The sequence below is a fragment of the Cellulomonas sp. Leaf334 genome, assembly GCF_001424195.1.
Taxonomy (GTDB): domain Bacteria; phylum Actinomycetota; class Actinomycetes; order Actinomycetales; family Cellulomonadaceae; genus Cellulomonas.
This window is the reverse complement of sequence record NZ_LMOO01000001.1, coordinates 856,232-879,242: the sequence shown is the minus strand read 5'-3', so window position 1 is coordinate 879,242 and position 23,011 is coordinate 856,232. Positions and strand designations below refer to the sequence as shown.

The following is a 23,011-nucleotide window of genomic DNA, read 5'->3' as shown; positions in this document are numbered from 1 at the left end:
CGTGAGCGTCGAGGTCAACAACGAGTCCGGGTACGACGTCGACGAGGCGGAGTTCGCCGCGCTCGCGCGCTACGTGCTGGACGAGATGCACGTGCACCCGCAGACCGACCTGTCGATCCTGCTGGTCGGGACCGACGTCATGACGGACCTGCACGTCAAGTGGATGGACGAGCCGGGACCCACCGACGTGCTGTCGTTCCCGATGGATGAGCTGCGCCCGGGACGCGAGGGCGACGTGACACCCGCCGGCCTGCTCGGTGACGTCGTGCTCTGCCCCGAGGTCGCCGCGCAGCAGGCCCGTACCGCGGGTCACTCGACCGCCGAGGAGCTCCTGCTCCTGACCACGCACGGGATCCTGCACCTGCTCGGCTACGACCACGCCGAGCCGGAGGAGGAGAAGGAGATGTTCGCCCTCCAGCGCCGGCTCCTGCTGACGTTCCTGGCGTCCCGATGACCGACGTCCCCGTCGCGCTGCTGGTCCTCGTCGCGGTGCTCGGCATCGCCACGGCCGCGGCCCTGTCGGCGGGCGAGGTGGCCGTCGTGCGCGTGTCCCGAGCGGCGGTCTCCGAGCTGCTCAGCGAGCGGAACCCCGCGGCCCACCGGGTCCGCGTCCTGGCCGAGCACCCCGCTCGGGTCGCGTCGGCCGCTGCCTTCGTGCGGCTGCTCGCGGAGATGACGGCGACCGTCTGCATCACGCTGGTCGTCGCGTCGGGCGACCTGCCCTGGTGGGCCGTGCTGCTCGTCGCGGTCGCGGTCTGCGGGCTCGTCGCGTTCCTCCTGGTGCGGGCCAGTCCACGCACGCTGGGCCGGAGGCACCCCGTCGGGGTGGTCACCCGGCTCTCCCGCGTGCTGGTGGCGGTGACCGCGGTCGCCGGCAGGCTGGGCGCCGTCGGACGGCCCGGCGCGGGCTCGGCCGCGGAGGACGAGGACGAGCTGCGGGACATGGTGCAGCGGGTCAGCGAGTCGGACGTCATCGAGGACGAGGAGCGGGAGATGTTCCGCTCCGTCCTCGAGCTCGGCGACACGCTCACCCGCGAGGTCATGGTGCCGCGTACCGACATGGTGACCGCACCCGAGGACACGCCGCTGCGCAAGGCGCTCGCGCTGCTGCTGCGCTCCGGCTTCTCCCGGGTGCCGCTCGTGGGCGACTCCGTCGACGACCTGCGGGGCGTGCTCTACCTCAAGGACGTCGTCGGCCGCCTGCCGATCGCCCCCGCGGGTCGGTCGGACCGCCAGCAGCAGGAGGCGATGCTCGACGCGCCCGCGTCGTCGCTCGCGCGCCCGGCGGTGTTCGTGCCGGAGTCGAAGCCCGTCGACGAGCTGCTGCGCGAGCTGCAGAGCGGCTCGTCGCACATGGCGATGGTGGTCGACGAGTACGGCGGCATCGCCGGACTGGTGACCATCGAGGACGCGCTCGAGGAGATCGTCGGCGAGCTGACCGACGAGCACGACCCCTCCGCCCCCGTCGTCGAGGAGCTGGGGCACGGCGTCTTCCGCGTCCCTGCGCGGCTCGGCCGCGACGAGCTGGGGGAGCTGTTCGACCTCGAGGTCGACGACGAGGACGTCGACACCGCGGGCGGCCTGCTGGCCAAGGCGCTCGGGAAGGTCCCGCTCCCGGGCTCCGCCGGCGACATCCACGGGCTGCACCTGGTCGCCGACCGGGTCGAGGGCCGGCGCCGCCGGCTCGCGACCGTGCTGGTCAGCATGGCCGAGAGCACGGACCGACCGACGGACACCCCCACCCCGGGCCGCGCCCCGACCGACACCCACGGAGCCACCCGATGACCTTCCACTCCGGATTCGCCTGTTTCGTCGGGCGCCCCAACGCCGGCAAGTCGACGTTGACCAACGCGCTCGTCGGCCAGAAGGTCGCCATCACGTCCGGGCGCCCGCAGACCACCCGGCACACCGTCCGCGGGATCGTGCACCGGCCCGACGCGCAGCTGATCCTCGTCGACACCCCGGGGCTGCACCGCCCCCGGACGTTGCTCGGCGAGCGGTTGAACGCGCTGGTCAAGGACACGCTCACCGAGGTCGACGTGGTGGGCTTCTGCCTGCCGGCGGACCAGCGGGTGGGCCCCGGGGACCGGTTCATCGCCGAGCAGATGACCGAGCTGGCGCGCGACGGCCGCGGCACGCCCGTGGTCGCGGTCGTCACCAAGGCCGACCTCGTCGGCAAGGGAAAGCTCGCCGAGCACCTCATGGCCGTGCAGGCACTGGGGGAGTGGGCGGACATCGTCCCCGTCTCGGCGACCTCGGGGTACAACGTGGACGTCCTGGAGAGCGTGCTGCTCGGGCACCTGCCGGAGGGCACCCCGCTGTACGCCGACGGCGAGCTCACCGACGAGCCCGAGGTGGTCATGGTCGCCGAGCTCGTCCGTGAGGCGGCGCTCGAAGGCGTGCACGACGAGCTGCCGCACTCGCTCGCGGTGGTGGTGGACGAGATCGTCGCCCGGGAGCAGCCGGCCGCGAACGGGGTGCCGATGCTGGACGTCCGGGTGCACCTCTTCGTCGAGCGGGACAGCCAGAAGGCCATCATCATCGGCAAGGGCGGCGCACGGCTGCGCGACGTCGGGAGCCAGGCGCGCCGCGAGATCGAGGCGCTGCTCGGGGCGCGCGTGTACCTGGACCTGCACGTGAAGGTGGCGAAGGACTGGCAGCGTGACCCGAAGCAGCTCGGGAAGCTGGGCTTCTGAGCATGCTGAGGTCGGGTGGACGCGCGGTGTCACGCGTGGGAGGGGATGTGGACCGGCACGTCGGCCGGTCCTACCGGGTCGCCGCGAGCACGGCCCTCGGGGTGCTCGTCCTGGCGGTCCTGGGTGCCGTGATGGGACCGCAGTGGGACCCGGTGCCGCTGGCCGACCCGCTCGTCGTCGAGATGTCCTCGACCGCCATCGGCTCCGCGGCGCCCGTGCCCCGGTACGACGTACGCACGTCGGTCGTCTCGGTCCGGCTCGACGGTGCGACGGTCGAGGCCCAGATCAGCGAGCCGGTCGGGCTCGACGGCCCCAAGCCGGGGGTGGTGTTCGTGCACGGCGCCGGCACCGGGCGGTTCGACACGGCCTTCCTTGACCAGGCACGTGCGCTGGCGGCCTCCGGGATCGTCGCGATGGTCCCGAACAAGCGCCTCGACACGTACACCACCCGGCACCGTGACTACGTGCTGATGGCCGCGGACTACGAGGCCTCGGTCGAGGTGCTGCAGTCCTACGCCGGGGTCGACCCCGAGGGCGTCGGCATCTACGCCGAGAGCGAGGGCGGCTGGATCGCGCCGGTCATGGCCGCGCAGGACCCGGCGATCGCGTTCGTCGTCCTCGTGTCCTCCCCGGTCGTCCCGCCCCGCGAGCAGGCCGCGTTCGCCGTCGACTCCTACCTGCGCAACACCGGCGTCCCCCACGGGGTGTTCCGGGCGATCCCGCGCGCGGTCGGCATGACGCTGCCGGGCGGGGGGTTCGAGTACGCCGACTTCGACGTCGCCCCGTTCCAGCGCGAGATGCGTCAGCCTGTCCTCGTCGTGTACGGCACGGGCGACGCGTCGATGCCCGTGATCCAGGGCGCCGAGCAGGTCCTGCAGGACACCGCGGTCGCCGGGAACGGTGACGTGACCGTGCGCTACTACGAGGGCGCGAACCACGGCATCCGCGTCGGCGGCGAGGTCTCCCCGGCGTTCCTGCGCGACCTGTCCGGCTGGGTGCTGGGCCTGCCCGCCACCGGCGACGCCGCACCGCAGGTCGCCGGGGCGCAGCCCGTCCAGACGTACGTCGCGGAGCCCGTCCCCGAGCCTCGCTGGTTCGGTGACGGCGACGTGGTCCTGGCCCTCGCGATCGCCTCGGTCGCCCTGATCGTGCTCGGTCCGCTCGCCGTCGTGGTCGCGCGTGCCGCCGAGGAGGCGACCGACCGGGTGCGGCGCCGTCGCGGAGCGACCGTGACCGTCGCCGGGCCGCGGTTCGCGCGCGGGGTGCTGCCGCGGCTGGTCGCCCTCGGCGCCGGTGCGATCGGCACGGTGCTCGGGCTCCTGTGGTACCTCGTCGCCGTCGCGCGCCTCGCGCTCGACTACCAGCGCAACGACCTCGTCGTCCAGGGCGGCTGGGTGGTGGTGCGCGTCATGGGTATCGCGGCGGTCGTCGTCGGGGTCCTGCTGCTGCGACGATGCCGTCGGATCCGCCTCGCCGGACAGGTCCCGGCGCCGGGGGTCGTGCGGACGACCGTGCTGTGGTCGGGCGTCATAGGCTCCGTCCTACTGCTCGTCATCCTGGCCTACTGGGGCGTGTTCCAGCTCGGAATCTGACCAGGGACGACCACACCGCGGTTCGCGTTGTGTACGAAGCGCTCACGTACGGCACGATGTGCGCCGATGATCTGAACGGTTCACCAGGACCGTTCCCAGGACGAGGGGGTCGCGTGCGTACGTCGTGGGGTTCGGCCACCGACCGCGGCCTCGTCCGCGAGGTCAACGAGGACGCCCTCCTCGCCTACCCGCCCGTGTTCCTCGTCGCGGACGGGATGGGTGGCCACGACGCGGGCGACCTCGCGAGCCGCATCGCCGTCGAGGAGTTCGCGCAGCTCGCCGGGCAGGCCGCGGCCACGGCCGACGACGTGCACGCGTGCTTCGACCGGACCGCCGCACGGATCCGCACCGAGTTCACCGGGGGACGCCAGGGCGGCACGACCGTCGCGGGTGTCGCGGTGACGGAGCACGACGGCGGCTCCTACTGGCTCGTCTTCAACGTCGGTGACTCCCGCGTCTACCTGTGGTCCGCCGACGTCCTCGAGCAGATCAGCGTGGACCACTCGGTAGTCCAGGAGCTGCTGGACCTGGGCGAGATCGACCTGACCGAGGCGGCGACGCACCCGGAGCGGCACGTCCTGACGCGCGCCCTCGGCACCGGGGACCCACCGGAGCCCGAGTACTGGCTGCTGCCTGCCGGCCTGCACGACCGGCTGCTGATCTGCACGGACGGGCTCACGCGGGAGATCGGCGACGAGGACCTCGCCCGTGTGCTCGCGGAGACGGCCGACCCGCAGGACGCCGCCGCCCACCTGGTCCGGCTCGCGCTCGAGCACGGCGCCCGGGACAACGTCAGCGCGGTCGTCGTCGACGTCGCCACGTCCGCAGGTGCGCACGACGACGTCCACATCACCGTGCCCCGGACCGGGGCGGAGCTGGGTCCCTACGTCTGGGACGAGATGCTCAACGGCGTCACGGTCCCACGACGCACCCGGACGGCCACCCGGCCGATCCCGCGCGTGACCCCCGGACCGGGCACGCCGGACCCGAACCCATCGAACGAGGAGCTCCCGTCATGAGCGTGCCCGAGTACTCCGCCGGCGACTGGACGGCCGTGGTGCGCCCCGGGTTCGTGGCGCTGCTCGGTCCAGGTGCCGCGGAGTCCACCGTCCGTGCGCTCTGGCAGGACAGCGGCGAGGGTGTGTTCGCGGCGTTGGCCCTGCTCGCGCGGGACGGGTTCGGCGGCCTCCCGCCGTTCGCCGTCGTCTCGGTCGACGGGCGGCGGGTCCACGCCGCGCTGCGCGGTGACGTCGAGGTCGTCGTCGAGGTGGACGGACGGCAGGAGGTGTGGCGTTCGGGTGAGGTGAGCACCTGGACCGAACGGGTGCTCGACGGGGTGGCCGACGTCGCGGTGCAGGCCGACGGTGCACCTGTCGACGCGGCGAGCCTCCCGCTCGCCGACGGGGTCGCCGCCGCCTCGCGCGTGCGGCTCGCCCTGACCGCGCGTGACGTCCTCGAGGTGGTTCCGACGGCCGCGCCCGCGACGAACCCGGTCGGCGTCGAGCCGGTCGTCGCCGATGAGCCGGTCGTCGCTGAGCCGGTCGACGCTGAGTCGGTTGACGCTGAGTCGGTTGACGCTGAGCAGGCCGTCGACGAGCAGGTCGTCCCCCACGAGGTCGAGACGCCGGTCGCGCCCGCCGTCGTGGAAGAGGAGCTGCCCGCCGAGGTCGAGTCCTCGTCCACCGGCATCGTCGACTCCGTCCCCTGGGCGACGACGTCGCACGACCCGGACTCGGTGCCGACCGCCCGGATCGTCGACGTCATCTCGTGGGACGAGCCCACCCAGGTCGAGCTCGTCCCGGTCGCCGGCTCCGACGCCGACGCGTCTGGTGTCGAGGCTGACGCGAGCCCCGACCGTCCGGACCCGTCGGGCGTCGTCGCCGCGGCGGAGTCGTTCCTGACCTCGCCGTTCGGCCCGCGCGGGACCGACGCGCCGGCCGCCCCGCTGCCGGTCGGCGGCGCGTCGCTGGACGACCACGACGGGTTGACCATCCTGTCCACGGACCTCGCCGAGATCCGCGAGCAGCTGCCGTCGTGGGCCTCCGACGAGCTCCCCGGACCGTTCCGGACCCCTCCGGTCGCGAGCCCGTCCGCACGACTGGTGCTGTCGACCGGGCTCGTCGTCCCGCTCGACCGCGCCGTGCTGCTGGGCCGCGCCCCGCAGGTCGCCCGGGTGACCAACCGCGAGCTCCCGCGCCTGATCACGGTGCCGAGCCCGCAGCAGGACATCTCCCGCACCCACGCGGAGGTGCGGGTCGAGGGTGAGCACGTCGTCGTCACCGACCTGGACTCCACGAACGGCATCCACGTGACGCGCCCCGGTGAGGGCGCCCGGCGGCTGCACCCGGGCGAGCCCAGCGTGGTCGGTGTCGACGAGGTCGTCGACCTCGGCGACGGGGTGACGTTCTCGGTGGAGCGGGGTTCGTGACCGCACGCCGCGAAGCATCGACGCCGCCGCGCCTGCCCGGCTACGAGTACCTCAGGGTCCTCGGGCTCGGCGGCTTCGCGGACGTCTTCCTGTACCAGCAGGAGCTTCCGCGGCGCGAGGTGGCGGTCAAGGTGCTGCTGGCGGGCAGCCTCGACGACGGGGTGCGCCGCCGGTTCCAGCAGGAGGCCAACCTCATGGCCCAGCTGTCGCACCACCCGTCGATCGTCACGATCTACCACGCGGCGATCGCCGCCGACGGGCGCCCGTTCCTCGTCATGGAGTACTGCTCGCGGCCGGGTCTGGCGGAGCGGTACCGGCAGGAGCGCATCTCGGTCGCGGAGGCGCTGCGGATCGGCATCCGGCTGGCGTCGGCCGTCGAGACGGCGCACCGTGCCGGCATCCTGCACCGCGACATCAAGCCCGCGAACGTCCTGACCACCGACTTCGGGTGGCCCGCGCTGACCGACTTCGGCATCGCTGCGACGACGGGTCACGGCGCGGGCGCCACCGTCGGCATGTCGATCCCGTGGTCGCCGCCGGAGCTGCTGGGCGAGCACCCGACGGGCGACGAGCGATCGGACGTCTACTCGTTGGCGGCGACGATCTACTCGCTGCTGGCCGGCCGGACCCCGTTCGAGGTCGCCGGCGGGCAGAACACCGCGCAGCAGCTGGTCGCCCGGATCGAGCGTGCACCGCTGCCGCTGACGGGGCGCGACGACGTGCCGGTGAGCCTGCAGGAGCTGCTCGAGCGCGCGATGGCGAAGCACCCGACGCGCCGGTTCGCCTCCGCGGCGGCCGTCGCGCGTGCGCTGCAGCAGGTCGAGGCCGACCTCCGGCTGCCGATCACCCCGCTCGACCTCATGGACGCACCAGACGCCGACCTGACGGACGCGCCGGCTCCGTCGCACGACCTGGACCGCGACGACGCGACCCGGCTGCGCTCGATCGTGACCGTCGCCCCGGCGGCACCCGTCGCGCCGGTGCCGGTGCAGCCGCCGCCGGGTGCGGACGAGGCGACCCGCCTGCGCGGGGTGACCTACGTCCCGCCCGAGCCTGTGACGGAACGTCCCGGGCCGGTGTTCGTGACGCCCCCCGAGCTGCTGGAGGCCGAGCCCGAGACCGTCCAGCGCGGCCGCGCGCGGCTGGTCGCGGGTGTCGTGTCGGGTCTGGTCGTGCTCGCCGCAGTCGTGGCGATCGGCGCAGCGGCGCTCCGGGACGCCGACGGGACCGACGGCAACCCGACGGCGACGTCGGACTTCACGCAGGATGCCCGACCCACGGTCGCGGAGCCCGTCCCGTCGCCGTCCGGGCTGCAGGGCACCCGACAGGCGGACGGGTCGGTCGTGTTCACCTGGGACAACCCTGAGCCGCAGGAGGGCGACAGCTACGTGTGGGGCGTCCTGCAGGCCACGGGCGAGACCGAGCTCGCGCGGATCGACACGGCGACGGTGACGGTCCCCGCCGACCAGGCGACGACGCCGGAGGTCTGCATCGAGGTCGCGATCGTGCGCGCGGACCGCCGCGCGTCGGCCGAGCCCGCGCAGGGGTGCACCTCATGAGGCGGAGGTCGGCGCGCTCCCGGGTGACCACGGCAGCGGCCGTCGTCACCGTCCCTGTGCTCGTGCTGGTGCTGGCGCTGCTCGACCAGGGCTTCCCGCTCGCGCGACTGGACCTGAACGACGGCGGCGTGTGGCTGACCGCGACGAGCAAGCTGCAGCTGGGGCGCTACAACGCGCAGGTCGAGGAGCTCAACGGCGGGCTCTCGGCGGCGGGGACCACGTTCGACGTCCTGCAGGACGAGGGCGACGTGCTGCTGGTCGAGCCGGGCTCGATCGCGGTGGTCGACCCGGCGTCGGTCACGCTCACCACCCAGGTCGCCGTTCCCGGGGCGAAGGTGTCGATGGCCGCCGGTGTCGTGGCCGTCGTCGACCCCGACGGGAACGTCTGGGTCCGGCCGATCGACGGCCTCGACACCCTGCGCATCGCGACGGACACCCCGGACGTCGAGCTCGGGACGGGGGGTGCGGCCGTGGTCGCGCGCAGCGGCGCCGTCCTGGCTGTGGCCCCCGCGGACGGTGCGGTGACCCGGGTCGACGTCGTGGACGGAACGGCACGCAGCACGCCCCTGGGGTCGCTCGGTGCCGGTCCGGTCGACGGCCTGACCGCCGTGGGCGACGCGCCGGTTGTCCTGTCCGACAGCACCGTCCGGACGCTGGACGGTGAGGCCGAGCTCGAGGGGCAGGGCCTCGTGCTGCAGCAGCCGGGGCCGGAGTCCTCCCGTGCGCTCGTGGCCAGCCGCACGGCGCTGCTGGAGGTGCCGCTCGACGGTGGGTCCGTGGTGGAGCACGCGACCGAGGGGTCGGGCGTGCCCGCCGAGCCGGTGCAGGTCGGTCGGTGCGCTCTCGGCGCGTGGGCGTCACCGGTCGGCTCGTACGTCGAGCTGTGCGACGGCGACGACGCCGAGGTCAAGAACCTCCAGGAGATGTCCAGCGCGGACGTGCTCGAGTTCCGCGTGAACCGGCAGGTCGTCGTGCTGAACGACACGCTGCGCGGCCGCGTCTGGATGCCGCTGCAGGACACCGACCTGCGGGTGCCGGACTGGACGCAGATCGAGCCGGAGGAGCAGCCCGACGAGGCCGAGGAGGAGACCGAGGCGTCGGACACCACCCAGGACCTGGTCACCGAGTGCTCCACCGAGTCGGCCCCACCGACCGCCGCCGACGACGAGTTCGGCGTGCGACCCGGCCGGACGACGATCCTTCCCGTGATCGACAACGACTCCTCCTCGGACTGCGGGATCCTCGTGATCTCCGAGTTCGACCCGCTTCCCGCCGAGTTCGGCCGGGTCGAGGCAATCTACGGCGGGCGCGCCCTCCAGGTCGCCGTCGCCGAGGGCGCGACCGGCACCGCCGAGCTGACGTACACGATCACCGACGGCAACGGGACGAACGCGCCGTCGACCGCGCGCGTCGTCCTCACCGCGCGGGACGCGTCGCTGGACTCGCCGCCGGTCCAGCTGCGGACCGGGTCGCTGCAGGTCGAGCAGGGCGGGCAGTCCGACCACCAGGCCCTGGCCGACTTCCTGGACCCCGACGGCGACGACCTGGTGCTCGTCGGCGCGACCGCGGACCCCGCCGCCGGATCGGTCCGGTTCCGGCAGGACGGGTCGGTGACGTTCCGGGCCGACGGCGGACGGCTCGGCCGGACCAGCGTGACCCTGCTCGTGTCCGACGGGACGTCCACGACCGAGGGGCGGCTCGACGTCGACGTGCGACCGGCGGGTTCGCTCGCGCCGCAGATCGACCCGGTGCACGCCGTGACCTACGTCGACCAGCCGGTGACTCTCCATCCGCTCGACGCGGTACGCAGCTCGTCCGCCGAGCCGCCCCGCCTCGCGGGCGTCGAGGAGGTTCCCGGCGGCACGATCACGACCGACCTGCAGGGTGGCACGTTCACGTTCAGCGCCGCGCGCGCGGAGACCTTCTACGTGAAGTTCCTGGTCTCGGCCCCGCCGCAGCAGGCGACCGGTCTGGCGCGGATCGACGTGCGCGTCTGGCCCGAGACGGACCAGCCGCCGATCGCGGTCCGCGACCAGGCGTTCCTCCCGGCGGACGGCGAGGTCACCATCGACCCGCTGGCCAACGACACCGACCCCGCGGGCAAGGTCCTCGTCCTGCAGTCGGTCGATGCGCCCGAGGGGCTGCGGGTCGCCATCCTGGAGCACCACCTGGTGCAGATCTCGTCCGAACGGACGCTCACCGCTCCCGTGGCGCTGCGCTACACGGTCTCCAACGGTCAGGACAGCACGGTCGGGGAGATCATCGTGCACCCGGTGCCACCGTCGGCGACGTCCCAGCCCCCTGTCGTGCCCAACATCGAGGTGGACGTGCGGACGGGCGGCGTCGTGACGATCCCGGTGCTCGACGGCGCCTACGACCCCGACGGCGACCGGCTGACGCTCCGCAGCGAGCTCGCCGAGCCGCTGCCCAGCGGGCAGGGGCTGCTGTTCGTCTCGGGTGACGTGCTGCGCTACCAGGCACCCGACGAGCCGCTCACCGCGCGGGCGACGTTCGAGGTGGAGGACGCCACGGGCAACCTGACGGCCGCCACGGTGACCGTCCGCGTGCACGCGTCGGATGCGAGCGCGAAGGCCCCGCCACGCCCGAAGGACCTGGTGGCGCGGGTCTTCCAGGGCGACACGGTCCGCATCTACGTCCCGCTCGTCGGGATCGATCCGGACGGTGACGGCGTGACGCTGCTCGGCATCGCGTCGTCGGCGCTCCGCGGACGTGTCACGGCGACGGGCGCCGACTGGCTGGAGTACCAGGCGTTCCCCGACGAGGTCGGCACGGACGAGTTCACCTACGCCGTGGAGGACTGGGTCGGGCAGCGTGCGGTGGCCACGATCCGCGTCGGCATCAGCCCGCGGCCCGGCGACTCGGCGACGGTCGTGGCACGCGACGACGAGGTCACGGTGAAGCCGGGTCAGCGCGTCGAGGTCCGCGTCCTGGCGAACGACGTCGACTCCAGCGGTGGCGACCTCACCCTGGAGCCCGACCTGGAGATGGCCGAGGGCGTCGAGGCGACGGTCGAGGACCGACGGATCGTCGTGCAGGCACCCGACGAGCCGGGTGTGCTCCAGATCGCCTACACCGCGTCCAACAAGCGTGGCGGGCGGGACACCGGGGTGCTCACCGTGACGGTGTCCGCGGACGCCCCGGTGCTGCCCCCGATCGCCCGCGACATCGTCGTGCCCGCGACCGACACGCTGGACCGCACCGAGGTCTCCGTCGACGTGCTCGCGGTCGCGCAGAACCCGAGCGGGCCGCTGAGCGACCTCGAGGTGTCGGTGCCGGGGTCGCAGGCCGACGTCGCGCGGGTGAGCGAGAACGGCGAGGTCGTCGTGACGCTCGTCGACCACGCCCAGACGGTGCCCTACCTGCTCACCAACCGGTCCGGCCCCACCCCGGTCGCGTCCTACGCGTTCATCACGGTGCCCGCGCTCGGCTTCTTCCGGCCCGTGCCCCGCCCGAAGGCGCCCGAGCTGCGGGTCGCGTCGGGGGAGCAGCTCGTCATCCCGCTCGGTGAGCAGGTCCAGGTGGCGCCCGGGCGCACGGCGCGGATCGCCGACTCCCTGGGTGTGTCCGCCACGAGGTCCGACGGGACGAGCCCGATCGTCGACGACGAGACGCTCCAGTTCACGTCGGCGCCCGGGTACGCCGGTCCGGCGTCGATCACGGTCCCGGTGACGGACGCATCCTCCCCGGGGGACACCAGCGCGCGGACGTCCGTCATCACGCTCCAGATCACCGTGTACGCCGTCGACGACTACCCCCCGACGTTCGAGCCGTCCGTCATCGACGTGGCCCCCGGTGAGCCCGCGCTCGCCGTCGACCTCCGGTCCTTCACCACGGGGCCGGAGGGGGCGAACCCGACGGACGGCCGCTACGCGTACACGCTGGTCTCGGCGATCCCCGCGGGCTTCTCGGGGGCCATCAACGACGGTGTGCTGAGCATCGCCGTGGACGCGACCACCTCGAAGGGCCGCACGGAGACGCTGGCCGTCCGGGTCGGCTACGGCCGGACCGGGTCGTTCGAGACCGCCGTGAACGTGCGGGTGATCGCCAGCACCAGGCCGACGGTGCGGCTCGTCGACCGGACGATCACGGACGGGGTCGAGGGACGTCAGAGCACCGTGGACGTGCTCGAGGGTGCGTTCAACCCGTTCGCGCCCGAGCCGATGACCGTCGTCGGCGCCACCGTCGAGACACCGGGCGCCGGCACGGCAGGGGCGACGTCGAGCACCGTGAGCGTGCGCCCCGCCGACGGCTTCATCGGGCAGATGGTCACGAGGTTCCGGGTCCGGGACGTCACCGGAGACCCGGACCGCGAGGTGGAAGGGCGGGTCACGGTCATCGTGCGCGGCAAGCCCGCCACGCCGATCGCCCCACGTATCGGCGAGGTGCGGGACCGCACCGTCGTGCTGTCCTGGGACGCGCCGGACAACCGTGGTGCCCCGATCACCGGGTACCGCGTCGTGGCGAGCCCGGGCAACATCGTGCGGCAGTGCGCGAGCACGACGTGCACCGTCGACGGTCTGACGAACGATGTCGAGTACACGTTCACCGTCGCCGCGCAGAACGAGGTCGACTGGTCGGAGCCCAGCGCGCCGTCGACGTCCGCGCGGCCCGACGCGGTCCCGGACGCACCGGCCGCCCCCACCCTGGAGTTCGGTGACGGGTCGGTCCGGGCGTCGTGGACAGCACCCACGTCGACCGGCTCACCGGTCACCCGCTACACGCTCGAGATCTCGCCCGCGCCGCCGTCCGGCCCGGCCTCGGTGGACTCCGCCACGACGAACCACACGTTCACCGGCCTGCGGAACGGCACCGCGTACTCGGTGCGGGTGCGCGCGCACAACAAGGCGCCGGAGCCGAGCGCCTGGTCGCCGTCGTCCGCGCCGATGGTCCCGGCGCGTGCCCCCGAGGCGCCGACGGTCACCGCGACACCGACCGACTCGACGCTCGGCCGGGTCATCGCGATCAGCTGGACCGCTCCGGTCGACAACGGCGACGCGGTGGCGCAGTACGAGGTCGTCGTCGACGGACCCGGCGGTGGCACGTACCCGGTCGCCGCGGGGACGCAGCAGCTGACGTTCGACCAGGCGCAGACCAAGTACCCGTACCGGGTCTCGGTGCGCGCGAAGAACAAGGCCGGCTGGGGCGAGACGGGCACCACCACGGCGTCGACGTTCGGGCTGCCGACAGCGCCGACCGCGGTGACCGCGTCGGCGATCGCCGGGACCGGTCGGATCGAGGTGCGCTGGTCGGGCGCCGACGACAACGGCACCCCGATCCAGTCCTACGTCGTCCGGCTGCCCGACGGGGGCGAGCTCGACGTCGGCAACCGGTCCTCGTGGACCTTCGAGAACCTGACCGGTGGTGCGAGCTACAGCTACCAGGTGCGCACGGTGAACGCTGCGGGATCCAGCGGCTGGAGCGCCGCGGCGTCGGCGACGGCGACCACCCCGCCCGCACGGCCCACCGCGTCGGTCGCGGTGACCGGCAACGGCAACGGCGGCCGGCCCACCCAGATCACGATCGGGCGCGGCGCCGACGTCGACAACGGCGGCGGGGGCACGGTGACCTACACGTGGTCGCTGGCCGGTGACCGCGGCGACCGTGCGTCGGGGACGTTCAGCGGGAGCACGGCCACCGTCGACGTCTCGGGCTGGCGCCTCCCGTTCAGTGGGGCGAGGGTCACGGCGACCGTGACCGCCAGCACGGCGCTCGGCTCAGCCTCGGCCGACGCCTCGACGGACGTGTCCTGGGGTCAGCCCCCGAGCGTCGTCCTGAACCTGACGATCACGCCGGACGACCCGACGCTCCCGACGCGCGTGTCAGCGGTCTGGTCACCCCCCGCGAACGACGGTGGCCTCGGCGTGGACGGCTACCGGGTGTGCTGGGCGGTCAACGGCGGCACACCGGGGAGCTGCGGCACCACCGGCGGGACCACGGCGTCCGCGGACCTCGACGACATCGGGCTCCCGGCGCCCGTCCCCGGCAGCACCGTCACCGTCACCGTGACCCCCAGCAACGTCCGTGGAGCCGGGCCGACGGCCACCGAGACCTACACCTACACGGTCGCCCCGTGACCCCCCTGGACCCGAGGGGCCCCGCGCCCCGACACCGAAGGAGAAGCCCCCGATGACCCCCGAGCAGAGCATCTGGTTCGCGGAGACGTTCGACGCGCTCGTGGCCAACGTCGGACTGGCGCTGCTCGGCAAGGAGCACACGGTCCGGCTCGCGCTCACCGCGATGGTCGCCGAGGGGCACCTGCTGCTCGAGGACGCGCCCGGCACCGGCAAGACGTCGCTGGCCAAGGCGCTCGCCGCCACGGTGCAGGGCAGCCACCACCGGATCCAGTTCACGCCCGACCTGCTGCCGTCCGACGTCACGGGCGTCACGATCTACGACCAGAGCACGCACCGCTTCGAGTTCCACCCGGGCCCGATCTTCGCGTCGGTCGTCCTCGCCGACGAGATCAACCGGGCGTCGCCGAAGACGCAGGCGGCGCTGCTCGAGGTCATGGAGGAGGGTCAGATCACGGTCGACGGGGTCACGCACCCCGTGGGGCGGCCGTTCATGGTGATCGCGACGCAGAACCCCATCGAGCAGGCCGGCACGTACCGCCTCCCGGAGGCCCAGCTGGACCGGTTCCTCATCAAGACGTCGCTCGGCTACCCGGACCGCGCGTCGACCATCGAGATCCTGGCGGGCGCGAAGGACCGGACCACGAACCTGGCGCCGCGGATCACGACGCAGGCGGTCGGCACGCTGGCCGACCTCGCGCAGACCGTGCACATCGACGAGGTCGTGCTCGACTACGTGGCCCGGCTCACCGAGGCGACGCGCGACGACTCCCAGACGGCCATCGGCGCGAGCGTGCGCGGCGGGCTCGCGCTCGTGCGGACCGCCAAGGTCTGGGCGGCCGCGGCGGGCCGCGAGTACGTCATCCCGGACGACGTGAAGGACCTCGCCCAGCCGGTGCTCGCGCACCGCCTGCTGCTCGACACGGAGGCGGAGTTCGCCGGGGTGACCGCGATCGAGATCCTGGGTCGGATCCTCGAGACGACGGCACCGCCGGCTGTGCGGGTGGGCTGATCGTGGGTCTGCGGATCTCACCGGTCGGGTGGGGGGCCGTCGCCGTGGCGGCCCTCGGCCTCGTGCTGGGCCGGTGGTTCGGGTGGCTGGAGCTCGCGGCGGTCGGTGCGGGGCTGACCGCCGTGCTCGTCGTGTCGATGCTGATGACCGTCGGCCGGGCCCGCTACGCCGTGACGCTCGACATGGCCGATCGTCGGGTCAAGGTGGGGGAGCGCGCGCTCGGCCGCCTCGAGGTGCGCAACGTCGCACGCCGCCGGTCGCTGCCCTCCCGGGTCGAGCTGCCCGTCGGTGCGGTCGTCGCCGAGCTCGCGGTCCCGGCGCTCGCCCCGGGCGCCGAGCACGACGACCTGTTCGCCATCCCGACGACCCGCCGCGCGGTGATCGTGGTCGGGCCGGTGCGCTCGGTCCGCGGCGACCCGTTCGGGCTCGTGCGGCGCAGCGTGCGGTGGACCCGGCCGGCGGAGGTGTTCGTCCACCCGCTCGTCGTGTCCCTGGCGGGCGCGAGCTCCGGCCTCCTGCGCGACCTGGAGGGTCAGGCGACGCGTGACCTGTCCGACTCGGACCTCTCGTTCCACGCGCTGCGCGACTACGTCGCCGGTGACGACCGCAGGTACATCCACTGGCGCACGACGGCACGCCGCGGAAGCCTCATGGTCAAGCAGTTCGAGGACACGCGGCGGACGACGACGGCACTCGCCCTGGCCACCGACCCGCGGGACTACGCCGACGACGACGAGCTGGAGCTCGCGGTGTCGGTCATCGCCTCCGTCGGGGTCCAGACGATCCGCGAGGAGCGTGACCTCGTCGTGCTGGCCGGCCCGGGCAAGCTCCGCGCCGAGACGCCGCCGCTCCTGCTCGACGACTGCTCCGGCATCGCGCTGTCGAGCGCCGGCGCCGGGGTGACCCTGCTCGGCCGCCGCGTCGTGCGCGAGGCCCCGGAGGCGTCCGTCGCGATGCTCGTCACGGGCTCGGTGCCCAGCGACGCCGACCTGCGGCTCGGTGCCCGGCACGTGACGACCGGGACGCGGACCGTGGTCGTGCGGTGCGAGCGTGGCGCCGAGGTGTCGGTGCGCACCCAGGGATCGCTGAGCCTCGCGACGATCGGGCAGCTGGACGACCTGCCACGCCTGCTCCGGCGGGTGACCGCGTGACGTCCCGTCCGGCCGGCCGCGCCGCAGTCGACGTGGTGTGCCTCGTGGGCACCCTCGCCCTCGTCCTGACGCCGCTGCTCCAGGTGTACGGCGGTCTGACGGCGCTGCCCGCGCTGGCGGGTGGCCTGCTGCTCGGCACGACTGTCGCGGTGCTGGGTGCCGCGCGTGGCTGGTCCGCGATCACGGTCGTCGCTGCTGTCGTCGTGGTGTTCGTGCTGGCGGGCGGAGCGCTCGCCGCGCCGTCGACGACGGTCGCGGGGGTGGTTCCCACCCCGTCGACCCCGCTCGACCTGGCGCGCGGCGCCGCGTCGACCTGGAAGCAGGTCCTGACGCTGCAGCCGCCGGTCGGCTCGGACGGCACCCTGCTGGTCGCGGCGTACCTCCTGGCGCTCGTCGGGTCCTGCCTCGCGGTGTCCGTCGCCCTGCGCGCCCGTACCGGAGCCGCCGCAGCGTCCGCGGCGATCGTGCCCGTGGTGGTGCTGGTCGCGACGATCGTGCTCGGCACCCGCCGCCCGGTCGTCGCGCCCGTCGTCACCGGCGTGGTGCTCGTGGTCGTCCTGCTGCCCTGGGCGGCGTGGCGTGCGGGGCTCCTGCGCGCTCGGCGCGTCGTGGCGACCGGCGCGCTCGTGGCGGTGGCGGTCGGCGCGGCCGTCGTCGGCGCCCCCGTCGTCGTCGGTGCGACCGACCGTCTCGTCGTGCGCGACGAGATGGTTCCCCCGTTCGACCCACGGGACTACCCGAGCCCGCTGTCGGCGTTCCGGGAGTTCGTGAAGGAGGACCTTCCGCTGTTCACCGTGACCGGGCTGCCCGAGAACGCGCGGGTCCGGCTCGCGACGATGGACCGGTACGACGGTGTCGTGTGGAACGTCGCGGGCGACGGGTCCGCGCAGGCGTCGGGCGAGTTCCGGCGGGTCGGCTCCGAGATCGACACGACCGTGCGGGGCGACCGGGCGCACGTCGAGTTCACCGTCGACCAGCTCGCCGGTGTCTGGCTCCCCACGGTCGGTCAGGCGACCGCGTTCGACATCTCCGACCCTGCTGCGGCGAGCGCCCTGCGCTACAACGACGCGACGGGCGGGGCCGTGCTGACCGGCGGTGTCCGCCCGGGACTCGAGTACGGCATCGACGTCGTCGTACCGCGGGAGCCCGCCGCGACGGACGTGGGGGACGCTCCCAAGTCCGACATCGCCCAACCACCCCTCGCGGGCGTTCCCGACGTCGCCCTCGCGACCGCCGCGGACGTGGCACGCGACGCGGGCAGCCCGGTGCAGATCAGTGAGGAGCTGGAGACCTGGCTCGCCCAGGAGGGCTACTTCAGCCACGGCGTGCAGGTCTCGGGCACGGAGTCGCTGTCCGGCCACGGTGCCGACCGGATCACGTCGCTGCTCGGCGGTGACCTCATGGTGGGCGACGGCGAGCAGTACGCCGCGGCGATGGCGCTGATGGTCCGCGAGATGGGCTTGCCGGCGCGGGTCGTCCTGGGGTTCGTCCCCGAGCGGTCGGTGGACGGCGGCGCGGCGGACGGGCCCGTCGAGGTCACGGGCAAAGACGTCCAGGCGTGGGTCGAGGTCGCGTTCCAGGGGTACGGCTGGGTGCCGTTCGACCCGACGCCCCCGCCCGAGCAGACCCCGCAGGAGGAGGACCAGGAGAAGCCCTCCGAGCCGAACCCGCAGGTCGTGCAGCCGCCGCCCCCGCCCCCGGCCGCCGTCACGCCGCCCGACGAGGACACCGAGCAGCCCCAGACCGACGACCCGGACGAGACGGAGGACGGCAGCGCGCTGTTCTGGCGGATCGCCCGGGCGGCAGGGATCGCCGCGATCCCGCTGCTGCTGCTCGCGTCGCCGCTGCTCGTGGTCGTCGCGCTGAAGGCCCTGCGCCGGCGTCGTCGCCGCCGCAGCCCCGATCCGGTGGCTCGCGTGGCGGGCGGCTGGGACGAGGTGCTGGACACGGCCCGCGACCTGCGGCGGCCGGCGGGTGCCCTGGCGACGCGCAACGAGTCCGCACGTGCGCTCGCCGCGTCGTTCGCCGACGTCCCCGACGGCGCGCTGGTCGCCACCCGGGTCGGTGCGCTCGCGCGCTCGGCGGACCACGCCGTGTTCAGCGCGAACGAGCCGAGCGGGGCGCACGCGACCGCATACTGGGCCGACGTCCAGCAGACGGTCGACGCGATGCACCGCAGCGTCGGCTGGCGCCGGCGGGTGCGGGCGCGGGTGTCGACCGCCTCGCTGAAGAACCACCGCAACCGCCGCCCGAAGGGCACGTCATGACACGTCACCGATCCCAGGTGCATGATCCGTACCGCACCGGCGACGACTCGTCGCCCGCCACGCTGGCCCGCCGGCTGAGCGCGGGTCTGCTCGACCTGCTGCTGGTGCTCGTGCTCGGCGGTGCGGTCCTCGTCGCGGGCGTCGCCCGGGACAACGACGTGCTGGTGGTCCTCGGCTCCGTGTCCGTCGTGGTGGTGTCGGTGCTCCAGTGGGTGGCGCACGGGTTCGCGGGCTGGACGGTCGGGCGTCGTGCGGTGGGGATCCGGACGCTCGACGTCGAGTCGCGCGACCCCATCGGCATGGTCCGGGTGCTGGTCCGGTCCGCGGTGATCGCCGCCGGTGTCCTCGCGTTCGGTGTCGGGCTCCTCGTCGTCCTCGCGTCGCCGGCCCTCGACCGGACAGGACGGCGGCGCGGCTGGCACGACCTCGCGGCGCGCGACGAGGTGCTGGACGTCCGCGCGGTGCCGGAGCCTCTGGTCGTGCCGCCGCGGGTGCGGCGCTCCGAGCCCGTGCCGCAGCGCGCGGGACGCCGACCGGTCGCCGTCCCCGGCTGGGCCGTCGCCGAGCGCGGGTCGTCCACTGACGGGACGGCGCTGCTCGACCTCCTGCTCGACGAGGCGCGTCCGGCTGCGCTCGTCCTCGCGCCTCTGGCACCGCAGCGCAGCGGTCCGGACCTCGACACCCGCTCGAACCCGGTGGTGCGTCAGGTGGGGCTCAGCTACGGACTCGCACCCGAGCTGGAGATGACCCGTCCGGCCGGCCCCCGGGACGACCTGCTCCTCGCCCCTGCGGGCACGACCGTGGTGGACCGCACCGCCGCGGAGATCGAGCTGGGAGACGGCCAGCACGTCGTCATCGCCCGGACCGCGCTGGTCGGCCGCAACCCGGCCTCGGACGCGGACGTGCAGCTCGTGCGGGTGGTCGACCCGGCCCGCTCCGTCTCCAAGACCCACCTCCAGATCGGGGTCGAGCCCAGCGGGGTGTGGGTGGCCGACCGTGGCTCGACGAACGGGACGGTCGTCACGCTGCCCGACGGCGCCCAGGTGGTGTGCCGGGTGGACCAGCAGGTCCGGCTCCGGGTGGGGTCGACGGTGACCTTCGGGGACTGCTCCCTCCGGTTGATCCGCGCGCCCGGGAACGACCCGATGGCCTAAGGTCGGGTCATGGCGGACCGACGCCCCGCTGCACGGATGCAGCTCGTCGAGGTCGAGGACGCCCCGACCGCGGCGGACAGGTCGCGCCCGGCAGACGACCCGCCACCCCCGGACGGCGTCACGGTCGTCGTCGAGCCGCCCCGGACGGGCGCTCGCGTCCTGCGCCGGTGGTGGCCCGTGGCGGCCGTCGTCGTGCTCGGGGTCGTGGCGGCCGGTGTCGTCGTGTCCGCTCGGGACCGCGCGTTCGTCGCCCGCATCGCCGGAGTACCGGGCCTGGTCCGCCCCCTCGGCGCCGCGCCGACGCCGTTGTGGGAGACCCGGGGGTCCACGCTGCCGGGCACGGTGCTGGCGGCCGACGGCGCCCTCGTCGTGCTCGCGGAGGGCGAGCAGGCGTGGACGGTGACCTCGCACGACGCGCGCAACGGCGTGCAGCGGTGGTCGATCGACCTGGCACCGGTGTCGCGGTCCGGGTTCGAGGCGACCGCGGCCGTGTGCCCGCCCCTGCGCGCCGACGTCGGTGACCTCGTCGTGTGCCTCGTCCGGCACCCGCCGGTGCTCTACTCCGACGACGCGTCGATCCAGGAACCGCCGCGGGTGTCGGTCGTGCCGCTGTCGGCGCAGGACGGCGAGCGCCTCGGCGAGTGGGACCTCCGTGGGTCGCTCGTCGCGTTCGACCGGATCGAGGACGACCTCGTGATCGGCACCCTCGACGCCGAGGGACGGATGGTCGTGCAGCGGCGGGACGCGCGGACCGGGGACGTGGTCTGGTCGGTGGTCACCCCGGTCGTGATGAACGACCCCGTGATCAGCGTCGCCGCCACCATGCGGGTGCTGCCCGGGCTGGTCCTGCTCGACGGAGGGGCGACGATCGTCCTCGACATCGAGGACGGCGACACGCTCGCGACAGGGCCGCGGTTCGGTGGGCTCCAGGTGGCGGCCCTCGGCGACGGGTTCGCGACGTGGGCTCCTGTGGGTGGGGGGATGGCTCACGACGCCGAGGGCGCGGAGCTCTTCGGCGTGCAGGGTCTGCCCGCACAGCTGTCGGCCGACGACGGGTCGGCGTCGGGCGCGATCATCGTCGACGAGGGCCCGCAGGTGTCCGCGGTCGACTCGTCGACCGGCGAGCTCGTGTGGCGGACCCCGTCCCAGCTCGAGCCGCGCCTCCTGGTGTCGGAGCGGATGGTCATGTCCGGCGAGGACAGCTACGGCGTGATGGACGTGACGGACGGCTCGATGCTCTGGGACGTCGACACGGGTGACGTCCTCCTGTGGGACCCGGTCTCCGACGGCACGCTCGTCCTCGGTCCCGGCACGGGCCCCGACGGTCGGCCGCAGCTGTGGGGCCTGGGGCTCCAGGACGGCGTCCGGTACTGGGCGGTCCCGCTGCCGGAGGGGGTCCGCACCGTCGACTCCGTCGGCGGTCACCTCGTCGTCCGCACCGAGAACGACCTGATCGTCTACGGCTGACGACCATGTCCTCGGCTCTGCGGCCGGTGATGCAGCGCGTCGGGCTCGACGAGGACGGCGTCGGGGCCGAGGACCGCGTCCGCTCGGGCCCGCAGCGACTGCGGGCCGGTGCGATGCGGCTCGAATCCTGGGCGGCCCGACGCCCGGCTCGTGCGGCAGTCGCCTCGGTGTGCGCGGTCGCGGTCGCCGCGGCTCTGGCGGTGGGGGTGCCGTCGTGGGTCAGCGGGCACGAGCGTGCCTCGGTGCTCGGTGCCGCCGCGTTCCCCGGTGCGGTCCGGCTGCTCGAGACGGCGCCGCGCGAGCGCTGGTCGGCGACGGTCGACGGCGCGGTCGCACCAGTCGTCTCGGGCGACGTGGTCGTGGTGGTGCAGGGGGCCACGACCGACCGGAGGATCGTCGGGCTGGACGTCGTCGCGGGCCACGAGCGGTGGCAGGTCCCGCTGGACGACGCCGTCGTCCCGGACACCGTGCTGTGCCGGCCGGTCGACGCGGAGCTCGTGTGCGTCGTCGGAGCGCAGCCGCCCTCCGACGGACGCAGGCTCGTCCCGGACGAACCCGCCGGCCCGGACGCCCCCGCGGCCGAGGTGGGGACGGCGGTGCTGCTCCGGATCGACCCGGGGGACGGCGAGGTCCTGTCCCGCAGCGACGTGGAGGGCTGGGTGGTCGCGACCGCGCAGGCGGGGTCGGACGTCGTCGTCGCGACGTACGCGTGGGGCATGCTCGCCGTGCGCCGTCTGGACCCGACCACCGGCGCCACCCGGTGGGCGACGCAGCGGTGGTCGACCTTCCAGTCGGCCGGCAGCAGCAGGGTCAGGCTCGTCGCCGCGGGTGACCTCGTGACCGCCACCGGCAACGAGGTCACCTTGGTGCTCGACGCGCGGACGGGGGACCGGCTGCCGCGCCCCGAGGGTTCGACGGCCGCCGACCAGGTGCGGCTCCTCGAGGACGGCACCCTGGTGCGCACGCGGTTCCGGGTGCGGGAGGCGGGGGTCGACGCCGTCTCCGAGCTGTCCACCGGCGACCGCGAGCCGTCGTTCAGCGTTCGCGGGTCGCTGGTCCAGCCCGGGGTCAGCGACGGTACGTCGGGTCTCGTCTTCGCGGCGAGCGGTCTGACGGGTGGGCCGCTGGGCGGCCGGGTGCGGGCGTACGCGACGGGTTCCGCGGAGGCCGTCTGGCGGGCGCTCGTCCCGGCGCCCGAGGTGGCCGCCGACGTCGCCGGCCGGGTCGTGCTGCGCGGCGGTGGCGCGCTCGTCGGTCTGGACGCGCGGACCGGTGAGCAGGTCTGGCGCCGGTCGTTCGGCCCGACGATCGGGCGCACCTTCACGGACGGCGAGCGTCTCGTCGTGGAGCGGGAGGCGCCGAGCGGGCTGCCGTCGCTCACGGCGCTCTCGCTCGCCGACGGCGCGACGGTCTGGGACGCGCTGCTGCCCGTCGACGCTCCCCGGCCGCTGCGGCTCGGCCCGCACCTGTACGCGGTCGGGGACTCGCGCCTGGTCGCCCTGCGGTGAGACGACCTGCCCGCGAGGTTGCGGAACGTCCGGTCGTTCGGGGTACGGTGACATCGTGCTCGCAGTCACCCTCCTTCTTCGCTGC

At 74.1% G+C, this 23,011-nt stretch carries 14 protein-coding genes; all 14 read left to right on the top strand.

The features are described 5' to 3' along the window. The first annotated feature begins 1 nt into the window (after position 1). The 14 genes from ybeY to ASF78_RS03885 all read left to right on the top strand — a co-directional run bounded on the left by ybeY (position 2) and on the right by ASF78_RS03885 (position 22,926). Complete coding sequence (gene ybeY / locus ASF78_RS03950) at positions 2-454, top strand: rRNA maturation RNase YbeY (RefSeq protein ID WP_055913350.1); 453 nt, start codon at positions 2-4, stop codon at positions 452-454. Beyond that, the gene (locus tag ASF78_RS03945) at positions 451-1,785 is read left to right on the top strand and encodes a hemolysin family protein (protein WP_056585037.1); all 1,335 of its coding nucleotides are present in this window, start codon (positions 451-453) and stop codon (positions 1,783-1,785) included. Before ybeY ends, ASF78_RS03945 begins: the two co-directional genes overlap by 4 nt. Further along, complete coding sequence (gene era / locus ASF78_RS03940; RefSeq protein ID WP_056585036.1) at positions 1,782-2,696, top strand: GTPase Era; 915 nt, start codon at positions 1,782-1,784, stop codon at positions 2,694-2,696. The genes ASF78_RS03945 and era overlap by 4 nt, the downstream gene beginning before the upstream one ends. A gap of 47 nt (positions 2,697-2,743) precedes the next feature. Beyond that, on the top strand, positions 2,744-4,288 hold the full coding sequence (locus ASF78_RS03935) for an alpha/beta hydrolase family protein (RefSeq protein ID WP_369816300.1): 1,545 nt from the start codon (positions 2,744-2,746) through the stop codon (positions 4,286-4,288). Between the two features lie 113 nt (positions 4,289-4,401). Next, entirely contained in the window at positions 4,402-5,307 is a 906-nt protein-coding gene (locus ASF78_RS03930) for a PP2C family serine/threonine-protein phosphatase (protein WP_056585031.1), read from the top strand. Beyond that, the gene (locus ASF78_RS03925; RefSeq protein ID WP_056585029.1) at positions 5,304-6,716 is read left to right on the top strand and encodes an FHA domain-containing protein; all 1,413 of its coding nucleotides are present in this window, start codon (positions 5,304-5,306) and stop codon (positions 6,714-6,716) included. The genes ASF78_RS03930 and ASF78_RS03925 overlap by 4 nt, the downstream gene beginning before the upstream one ends. Continuing rightward, positions 6,713-8,275 (top strand): serine/threonine-protein kinase, encoded by a 1,563-nt coding sequence (locus ASF78_RS03920; protein ID WP_056585027.1) that lies wholly within the window; start codon positions 6,713-6,715, stop codon positions 8,273-8,275. Before ASF78_RS03925 ends, ASF78_RS03920 begins: the two co-directional genes overlap by 4 nt. Beyond that, on the top strand, positions 8,272-14,370 hold the full coding sequence (locus ASF78_RS03915; protein WP_056588107.1) for a fibronectin type III domain-containing protein: 6,099 nt from the start codon (positions 8,272-8,274) through the stop codon (positions 14,368-14,370). The genes ASF78_RS03920 and ASF78_RS03915 overlap by 4 nt, the downstream gene beginning before the upstream one ends. A gap of 52 nt (positions 14,371-14,422) precedes the next feature. Beyond that, positions 14,423-15,379 (top strand): MoxR family ATPase, encoded by a 957-nt coding sequence (locus ASF78_RS03910; protein WP_056585025.1) that lies wholly within the window; start codon positions 14,423-14,425, stop codon positions 15,377-15,379. Positions 15,380-15,381: 2 nt separating this feature from the next. Further along, positions 15,382-16,530 (top strand): DUF58 domain-containing protein, encoded by a 1,149-nt coding sequence (locus tag ASF78_RS03905; protein WP_056585023.1) that lies wholly within the window; start codon positions 15,382-15,384, stop codon positions 16,528-16,530. Next, a complete protein-coding gene (locus ASF78_RS03900; RefSeq protein ID WP_056585018.1) occupies positions 16,527-18,797 on the top strand; it encodes a transglutaminase-like domain-containing protein in 2,271 nt (756 codons plus the stop codon). The genes ASF78_RS03905 and ASF78_RS03900 overlap by 4 nt, the downstream gene beginning before the upstream one ends. Further along, on the top strand, positions 18,794-19,951 hold the full coding sequence (locus ASF78_RS03895) for an RDD family protein (RefSeq protein ID WP_082494779.1): 1,158 nt from the start codon (positions 18,794-18,796) through the stop codon (positions 19,949-19,951). The genes ASF78_RS03900 and ASF78_RS03895 overlap by 4 nt, the downstream gene beginning before the upstream one ends. A gap of 9 nt (positions 19,952-19,960) precedes the next feature. Then, positions 19,961-21,418, top strand: a complete 1,458-nt coding sequence (locus tag ASF78_RS03890; protein ID WP_056585015.1) for a PQQ-binding-like beta-propeller repeat protein — start codon at positions 19,961-19,963, stop codon at positions 21,416-21,418. 5 nt (positions 21,419-21,423) lie between these two features. Further along, a complete protein-coding gene (locus ASF78_RS03885) occupies positions 21,424-22,926 on the top strand; it encodes a PQQ-binding-like beta-propeller repeat protein (RefSeq protein WP_056585014.1) in 1,503 nt (500 codons plus the stop codon). Positions 22,927-23,011 lie beyond the last annotated feature (85 nt).

Coding starts and splice junctions, on each gene's coding strand:
- ASF78_RS03895 (WP_082494779.1), top strand. CDS start 18,794: ATGACACGTCACCGATCCCAGGTGCATGATCCGTACCGCACCGGCGAC.
- ASF78_RS03910 (WP_056585025.1), top strand. CDS start 14,423: ATGACCCCCGAGCAGAGCATCTGGTTCGCGGAGACGTTCGACGCGCTC.
- ASF78_RS03925 (WP_056585029.1), top strand. CDS start 5,304: ATGAGCGTGCCCGAGTACTCCGCCGGCGACTGGACGGCCGTGGTGCGC.
- ASF78_RS03915 (WP_056588107.1), top strand. CDS start 8,272: ATGAGGCGGAGGTCGGCGCGCTCCCGGGTGACCACGGCAGCGGCCGTC.
- ASF78_RS03885 (WP_056585014.1), top strand. CDS start 21,424: ATGTCCTCGGCTCTGCGGCCGGTGATGCAGCGCGTCGGGCTCGACGAG.
- ASF78_RS03945 (WP_056585037.1), top strand. CDS start 451: ATGACCGACGTCCCCGTCGCGCTGCTGGTCCTCGTCGCGGTGCTCGGC.
- era (WP_056585036.1), top strand. CDS start 1,782: ATGACCTTCCACTCCGGATTCGCCTGTTTCGTCGGGCGCCCCAACGCC.
- ASF78_RS03890 (WP_056585015.1), top strand. CDS start 19,961: ATGGCGGACCGACGCCCCGCTGCACGGATGCAGCTCGTCGAGGTCGAG.